The sequence below is a fragment of the Mycobacterium sp. E2699 genome, from assembly GCF_001666745.1.
Taxonomy (GTDB): Bacteria; Actinomycetota; Actinomycetes; order Mycobacteriales; family Mycobacteriaceae; genus Mycobacterium.
The window spans coordinates 39,655-46,871 of the sequence record NZ_LZJH01000096.1; the positions used below are offsets into that span (position 1 = coordinate 39,655).

The window sequence follows — 7,217 nt, forward strand, 5'->3', positions numbered from 1 at the left end:
GATCCGGACACCCCGGGCGGGTGCGCCTCAGTATTCCGACTGTCCCGTCGGCTGGGTTTGCTGGTCAACAAGGTCGTGGCCGCGCCCATCATGGTTTCTACCTGACCGCCGCGATTGCCCCGGCAATCGCGGCCGACTGAGGAGGACACGGGGTGTTCGACTTCGGAGCGTTGCCGCCCGAAATCAATTCCGGTCGGATGTATGCGGGTCCGGGAGCCGAGTCGATAATGGTTGCCGCGACGGCCTGGGATGCGCTGGCGGCGGAGTTGAGCACGGCGGCTTCTGGCTACAACTCGGTGATCACCGAACTCACCAGCGCGCCCTGGATCGGGCCCTCCTCGACGGCGATGGTGTCCGCAGTGGTGCCGTATGTGAGCTGGCTCAGCACGGCGGCGGGCCTGGCCGAGGAGAGCGCCAGCCAGGCGCGGGCGGCGGCGGGCGCCTTCGAGGCCGCGTTCGCGATGACGGTGCCTCCGCCGGTGATCGTGGCGAACCGGGTCCTGTTGGCGACGCTCGTCGCGACCAACTTCTTCGGGCAGAACACGCCGGCGATCATGGCCACCGAGGCGCAGTACATGGAGATGTGGGCCCAGGACGCCGCCGCGATGTACGGCTACGCCGCGTCCTCGGCGGCCGCCACGGTGTTGACCCCCTACCAGGCGCCGCCCAACACCAGCACGCCGGACGCTCCCGCCCAGCAGGGTGCCGCGGTCGCCCAGGCCACCGCCCAGCCGGCCGGCAACTCCGCGGCGCAGGCGGTGCAGGCCGCGTCGATCCCGCAGACGCTGCAGCAACTCGCCCTGCAGCAACTGTCGGGTTATCAGTTCACGCAGTGGCCGTTGTCGATGCTGCAGAACCAGCTCCAGGATCTGATCAAATACGGGCTGCCCACCCCGACGAACGACTGGTTCAACGTCCCGGGGCTCATCAAGCCCCCGGTCGTGGGCTACCCGTCGACCTTCCCCTCCAGCGGCATCAGCCCGCTGTACAACGAGGCGCGCCAGTTCCTGCAGGCGTACTTCGGTGTCGGTATCGGCAACTTCGGCTGGTCGATCGGCCAGCAGCTGACCTTCGGCCCCGGCGGTGCGACCGCGGGTGCCGGCGGTGCCTGGTTCCCGACGCCGCAGTTCGGCGGCCTGCACCTGGGCGCGATCGGCGCGAGCTCGGTCAGCGGCCACGGCCTGGGTGGGGCGACGTTGGCGAGCACCGGCGCGTCGGGCAAGATCGGGGCGCTGTCCGTCCCCGCGAGCTGGAACACCCCGACCACGGAAGCCGCGGTCACGCTCGCCGCCTCGGAGGAGACGCCCGTGCAGGCAGGCGCGAACGCCGTGCCCGGAAACGCCCTGCTGCGCGGCATCCCGATGGCCGGCGTCGGCCGGCGCACCGCGGGCTACGGCTACACCACCAAATACGGGTTCCGATATAGCGTGCTGACACGCCCGCCGTCGGCCGGATAGCGGGGGAGGGACGCGCGTGACCTACCAGCCGGCAAACCCGTCCAGGGTCGCCCGAAATGAACAGCAGTTGTCCACCAATGAACAGTTGGCGCTAAGGAGGCGCGACCCGAAGGGATCCAATTAGTCTCACTAGCAAGCCATGTCTGAAGCGAACTTCAGCAGCAAATCTTTCCTTGATGGTCATCGAGCCTGAAAGTTGAGGAGGAAAACCAAATGTCCTTTGTGACCACACAGCCAGAAGCGTTGGCGGCGGCCGCGGGCAGCCTGCAGGGTATCGGCTCGGCGTTGAGCGCCCAGAACGCCGCGGCGGCGGCCCCCACGACCGGGGTGGTGCCGGCGGCGGCCGACGAGGTGTCGGCGCTGACCGCGGCCCAGTTCGCCGCGCACGCGCAGATGTACCAGGCCGTCAGCGCGCAGGCGGCCGCCATTCACGAGCAGTTCGTCAGCACCCTGGGCATCAGCTCGGGGTCGTACGCGGCGACCGAGGCGGCCAACGCGGCCGCGGCCGGCTAGGAGGTCAGTCATGAGCGACTTGGGTATTTTGCCCCCGGAGGTCACCTCCGCGATGATCTACGCGGGCCCGGGCTCCGGGTCGATGATGGCGGCGGCCGCCGCCTGGAACGGGATCGCCGCCGAACTGAACGCTGCCGCCCTGGGCTACGACCAGATCGTCACCCAGCTGGCCGGCGAGGAGTGGCTGGGGCCCGCCTCGGCGTCGATGGCGTCGGCGGCGCAGCCATACGTGCAGTGGATGACGACCACCGCCGGTCAGGCCGAGGAGTCCGCCGCTCAGGCGCAGAACGCCGCGGCGGCCTACGAGACCGTGCTCGCCTCGGTGGTTCCGCCGCCGCTGATCGCGCTCAACCGCACGGAGCTGTCGCAGGCGATGGCGACCAACGTGCTGGGGCAGAACAACGGGATCATCTCCCAGCTCGAGGCCCAGTACCAGGAATTCTGGGCGCAGAACGCCGCGGCGATGTACAACTACGCCGGTCAGTCCGCGGCGGCGGCCAAGGTGACGCCGTATCAGAACGCGCCGACGGTTGCCAATCCCGCCGCCGCGGCCGTCACGCAGTCCGCGGCGCCGGCCGCCTCGATCCAGCAGACCCTGCAGAGCTACCTCACCCAGATCCAGAGCGCGCTGGGCTCCCTCGCCACGCCGGGTTCGACGACCGCGCTGGTGAACCAATTCGGGGCCAACAACCCGCTGACCGAACTCTGGTTCCTCATCAGCGGCCAGACGACGCTGCCGACCAACATCGGTACGTTCCTGGGCGGTTACTCCAACTACGCGAGCTTCTTCTACAACACCGAGGGTCTGCCGTACTTCAGCGTTGGTATGGGCAACTTCGGTGTGCAGATGGCCAAGACCCTCGGGGCGATCACCGGTCCCGCGGCGGCGGCGGCCGCGGTGCCCAAGGGCCTGCCCGGGCTGGGCGGCCTGCTGGGCGGTGGCGCCGGTGGCGCGGCGGCGCACTTGGGCAGCGCGACGTCCATCGGCAAGCTGTCGGTGCCGGTCTCGTGGACCGGGGCCACCGCGCCGACGGCTGCCGCGGCCCACGCCATCCCGGTCAGCAGCATCAGCGCTGCCCCGGAGGCCGCCGGCGGACCCGGAAACCTGCTCGGCGGCATGCCGCTGGCGGGTGCCGGCGCCGGCGGGGGCAGCGGTGCCGGACCCCGGTACGGGTTCCGTCCCACCGTCATGGCGCGGCCGCCCCTCGGCGGGTAGCCGGCCGCACTGCAACATCGCGCCGCGGGCGCAGGCAAGTCGCCTGCGCCCGCGGTGGCGTTCTGGGCGAGTGGCCACTCGGCTTCGCCCTTTCCGATAACCCCTTGACGAGCCGCTCGCGACCATCGATTGCGGTCGCCTCACGGCCCCTCGGCAAACCCCGACGGGGGCATTTTCTGCGGCCGGATTTTTAACCGCCGCGACGGCCGTTGTTCTCTCAACCGGGCCGGACCGCTCCGGTCACCCGAACCGCAGCCGGGTGTATTCCGGCACATTCCCGCAGGTGGCGACGGCGTTTGGGACGCCTCACCGACCCGATCCGGGTCAGGTAGCGCTCCCGGGTCACCGATGCGTCGCGACGGGCCCGCACTGACCGCCCGGATCGGCTTGGCGCGGTGGCGGATTCCGGCATTTAGCCTCAAGCGAACGCTTTGCCGAACGGTCCCGTCGTCAACCGAAGTTGCGGAGAAACCATGTCGCTCGAGTCCGGGGGTTCCTAGGTGCTCGACTTCGGGGCGCTGCCGCCAGAGATCAACTCAGGCCGGATGTATGCCGGCCCGGGTTCCGCGTCGATGGTGGCCGCGGCGTCGGCGTGGGATGGGGTGGCCGCCGAGTTGAGCCTGACGGCGAGCGGCTACACGTCGACGATCGCCGAGTTGACCGGCTCGCTGTGGCTGGGCCCGGCCGCGCAATCCATGGTGGCCGCGGCCGCCCCCTATATCTCGTGGCTCGGTACCGCGGCCATCCTGGCTGAGGAGACCGCCAACCAGGCCCGGGCGGCCGCGGCGGCGTTCGAAGCCGCGTTCGCGCTGACGGTGCCCCCTCCGGTCGTCGCGGCCAACCGGGTGCTGTTGATGACGCTCGTCGCCACCAATTTCTTCGGGCAGAATTTCCCGGCGATCGCGGCCACCGAGGCCCAGTACGCGGAGATGTGGGCCCAGGACGCCACGGCGATGTACGGCTATGCGAGCGCCTCGGCGACCGCCACGCGGCTGAACGCGTTCGGCGAGCCGGCGCAGACCACCGATCAGAACGGGCCGGCCGCCCAGGCCGCAGCCGTGAGCCAGGCCGTCGCCACGCCCGCGGGAACCTCCGCGCCGCAAGCGGCCACCGGCCTGTCCCTGACCCCGGACACCATCTCGGTCACGTCGATCTTCACGTCGATAAACCAAGCGCTGCAACAGCTTTCGACGGGCGCGCTGGCCTCGCCGCTGAACCCCTACAACTGGTGGATCGTCCAGCAGTTCGCCAACCTCAACGTGACGAACCGGACGGCGTTGTCCCGGCTGGGCGTCGGGCTCCCGTACTTCTCGGTCGGGATGATGAGCTTCGCGGGCTCGATCGCCCAGCAGTTGACTTTTGGCCCCGGCGGGTCGACGGTCGGCGCGCAAGGCGCCTGGTATGCGACACCCCAGTTTGCGGGCCTGCACTTCGGCGCCGTGGCGGGCGGCCTGGGAAGTCCCGGCGGCGTGGCGGCGAACTTGTCCTCGGCCACCAAGATCGGGGGTCTGTCGGTGCCGCAGGCGTGGGCCGGTTCGCCCGCCGCGGTGGAACAGCAAGCCGCCCAGGCGCTCGCCGTCGACTACGCCACCGACCCGCCGGGCGCCGGCGCCAACGGGCTGCTGCGCGGCATGCCGATGGGCACCGGCAGCCGGCGCGCCGGCTCCGCCTGGCCGCCCCGCGAATACGGCTTCAGGCGCAGCGTGCTCGCCCGTCCACCATCCGCGGGATGACGCACATGCCCGACGACAAGCGCGCAGCTCGCGCCCGGCCGCCCGAATCGCACGCCACCCGGTTGTGCGCGACAAGCGCGGTATGGCCAAGCGCGGCAAGCGATTTCGTAATGATCGAGTCGGCTACGGAGGCGGCCACGGCGGCCGCGACTGGTTAGGAGTCAGGAAATGGCAATCGATTTTGGTGCGTTACCGCCGGAGATCAACTCGGCGCGCCTCTATTCCGGTCCGGGGTCGACTCCGCTCGTGACTGCGGCCTCGGCGTGGAACTCGCTGGCCGCCGAACTGAATGCCGCGGCCCTGGGCTACGAGAGCGTGGTGACCCAGCTGACGAGCGAGGAATGGCTGGGTCCGGCCTCCGGATCGTTGGCGGCGGCGGCGCAACCGTACGTGGCATGGGTGAGCGCGACCGCGGCCCAGGCCGAGCAGGCCGCCACGCAGGCCAGCGCGGCCGCCGCGGCCTATGAGGCCGCGTTCGCCGGGGTCGTGCCGCCGCCGCTCATCGCGGCAAACCGGGCCGAGTTGGCCCAGGCGGTGCAGACCAACCTGCTCGGTCAGAACACCGGGATCATCGCGCAGCTGGAGGCGCAGTACGGCGAATTCTGGGCCCAGGACGCCGCGACGATGTACAGCTATGCCGGCAACTCGGCGTCGGCTTCCACGGTCACGCCGTTCACCGCGGCACCGGCGGTCGCCAGTCCCGCCGCTTCGAGCACCCAGGCCGCCGCGACAAGCGCGGCGGCGACCACCTCGGTCGGCTCGATACAGAATCAGATCAACAGCGCCATCAGCCAGATCACCGCGCAGCTGACCAGCCTGGCGTCGCCGTTCTACACGCCGCTGCAGCAGGAATGGTGGTATTTCGCGTCGAGCACCGGTCCGCTGTCCTCGGTGTGGCAGCTGTTGTTCGGGAGCCCCACGTTCCCCGGTTCCAGCCTTTCGTCGTTCATGTCTGCGATCTCGCCGTACGCCGGCGTCTTCTACAACACCGAGGGTCTGCCCTACTTCAGCATCGGTATGGCCAACTCCATGACCCAGACGGCAAAAACGGTCGGCGCGATCGGCGGTGCGGCGCCGGCGGCGGCCGCCGCGATCCCGAAAGGCCTGCCCGGGCTGGGAGGGTTGCTCGGCGGCGGCGCGCCTGTCGCGGCGCACTTGGGGAGCGCGACCTCGCTCGGCAAGCTGTCGGTGCCGGCGTCCTGGTCGGGCCCCGTCACGACGCCCAGCCACGCCACCGCCATACCCGTCAGCAACGTCCGGGAGGCGCCCGATGCGGGAGCCGGAAACCTCCTGGGCGGCATGCCCCTGGCGGGGGTGGGCACCGGCGGATCCGGCGCGGGGCCGCGCTACGGATTCAAGCCGGTCGTGATGGCCCGTCCGCCCGCGGCCGGATAGCGGGGGCCGGCCGGCGATGATATTTGCTCCCGCGCGATTTCGTCCCGCTGGTGATAAGCTCCATACGTGCTGGCCAGCAGGCTTCCCACTGCGCCTCCGGAGGGCACGCTCTGGAGGTTTGCTGTGACCGTCCTGTGAACGCCAGCGGTGAGGGCCCGACGCTGTTAGTGTGTCGTTACCAAAAGTGAATTCGCCGTGCCATCCAGTGAACAATTGCCAACGGGTGGCTTCGGGGCCGACTTGAAACAGACGTTGTCATCTAATCTCTTGCACAGAGCGGTGCGGAGGAACTTGAGGAGGGAAAAGTATGTCGTTCGTTACCACACAGCCTGAGGCGTTGGCCGCCGCGGCCGGGAGCCTGCAGGGGATCGGCTCGTCGCTGAGCGCGCAGAACGCCGCCGCGGCTGCCCCCACGACCGGGGTGGTGCCCGCCGCGGCCGACGAGGTGTCGGCGCTGACCGCGGCCCAGTTCGCCGCGCACGCGCAGATGTACCAGGCCGTCAGCGCGCAGGCGGCCGCCATTCACGAGCAGTTCGTGAGCACCCTTGGCATCAGCTCGGCGTCCTACGCCGCGACCGAAGTCGCCAATGCGGCGGCCGCGGGCTGATCGGATTCACGGTTAACGCCTTCGACGGAATCCGCACCGGCGTGGATTCCATGGCGATCGTCCGGCGACTATGGCGCCGGGGCCTGACGACTGGGCCGAAGCAGCGTTCCGGGGGGACCAGCTTCCTGTATGAGGCTCGGCGGTGCGTTTCCGCGTAACCGTCCGGGTCGTCGTTCACCACAACTGAAAACAAGTCACTCAGAATTAAGGAGACAGCCAACATGGCAACACGTTTTATGACCGACCCGCACGAGATGCGGGCGATGGCGGGCCGTTTCGAGGTCCACGCGCAGACC

The 7,217-nt window shown here is 69.7% G+C and carries 6 protein-coding genes and 1 pseudogene; all 7 read left to right on the top strand.

Annotated elements, in window-relative coordinates; all coding sequences use genetic code 11:
* Window positions 1-152 precede the first annotated feature (152 nt).
* Window positions 153-1,457, top strand: coding sequence for a PPE family protein (locus tag A5696_RS17575; RefSeq protein ID WP_067881672.1), 1,305 nt, complete (start codon window positions 153-155; stop codon window positions 1,455-1,457).
* A gap of 213 nt (window positions 1,458-1,670) precedes the next feature.
* Window positions 1,671-1,970: a PE family protein gene (locus A5696_RS17580; protein ID WP_066912455.1), complete on the top strand. Its 300-nt coding sequence runs from the start codon at window positions 1,671-1,673 to the stop codon at window positions 1,968-1,970.
* A gap of 10 nt (window positions 1,971-1,980) precedes the next feature.
* Window positions 1,981-3,186 carry a PPE family protein gene (locus A5696_RS17585; protein ID WP_067881675.1) on the top strand — a complete coding sequence of 402 codons (1,206 nt, stop codon included), beginning with the start codon at window positions 1,981-1,983 and terminating at the stop codon, window positions 3,184-3,186.
* A gap of 500 nt (window positions 3,187-3,686) precedes the next feature.
* Entirely contained in the window at window positions 3,687-4,919 is a 1,233-nt protein-coding gene (locus A5696_RS17590) for a PPE family protein (RefSeq protein ID WP_067881677.1), read from the top strand.
* Window positions 4,920-5,093: 174 nt separating this feature from the next.
* Window positions 5,094-6,314: a PPE family protein gene (locus tag A5696_RS17595; protein WP_156738460.1), complete on the top strand. Its 1,221-nt coding sequence runs from the start codon at window positions 5,094-5,096 to the stop codon at window positions 6,312-6,314.
* Window positions 6,315-6,621: 307 nt separating this feature from the next.
* Window positions 6,622-6,921 (top strand): PE family protein, encoded by a 300-nt coding sequence (locus A5696_RS17600; protein ID WP_067881683.1) that lies wholly within the window; start codon window positions 6,622-6,624, stop codon window positions 6,919-6,921.
* A gap of 221 nt (window positions 6,922-7,142) precedes the next feature.
* A pseudogene (locus A5696_RS27205) lies at window positions 7,143-7,217 on the top strand (WXG100 family type VII secretion target); the annotation flags it as partial.

Bases quoted from the DNA above. Each gene is read 5' to 3' on its own strand.
- A5696_RS17600 (WP_067881683.1), top strand. From the start codon at position 6,622: ATGTCGTTCGTTACCACACAGCCTGAGGCGTTGGCCGCCGCGGCCGGG.
- A5696_RS17580 (WP_066912455.1), top strand. From the start codon at position 1,671: ATGTCCTTTGTGACCACACAGCCAGAAGCGTTGGCGGCGGCCGCGGGC.
- A5696_RS17585 (WP_067881675.1), top strand. From the start codon at position 1,981: ATGAGCGACTTGGGTATTTTGCCCCCGGAGGTCACCTCCGCGATGATC.